Genomic DNA, 411 nt, shown 5'->3' with positions numbered 1-411 from the left:
GTGTACAAGCGCGTCGATACCTGCGCGGCCGAGTTCGCGACGAAGACGGCGTACATGTACTCGACGTACGAAGAAGAGTGCGAGGCGAACCCGACGAACAACAAGAAGATCATGGTGCTGGGCGGCGGCCCGAACCGGATCGGCCAGGGCATCGAGTTCGACTACTGCTGCGTGCACGCCGCGCTCGCCATGCGCGAGGACGGCTACGAAACGATCATGGTCAACTGCAACCCTGAAACTGTTTCGACCGACTACGACACGTCGGACCGTCTGTACTTCGAGCCGCTGACGCTCGAAGACGTGCTCGAAATCGTCGACAAGGAAAAGCCGCTCGGCGTGATCGTTCAGTACGGCGGTCAGACGCCGCTGAAGCTCGCATTGGATCTGGAGGCGAACGGCGTGCCTATCGTC

1 pseudogene is annotated in these 411 nt (G+C 60.8%); it reads left to right on the top strand.

From position 1 onward, the window contains the following. Positions 1–411 (top strand): annotated as a pseudogene (locus GR197_RS31610) (carbamoyl-phosphate synthase large subunit); the annotation flags it as partial.

Origin of the sequence: Rhizobium phaseoli (assembly GCF_010668805.1) — a bacterium.
Classification (GTDB): domain Bacteria; phylum Pseudomonadota; class Alphaproteobacteria; order Rhizobiales; family Rhizobiaceae; genus Rhizobium; species Rhizobium phaseoli_A.
The sequence above is the reverse complement of the archived record's forward strand: the minus strand, read 5'-3'. Positions and strand labels throughout refer to the sequence as shown.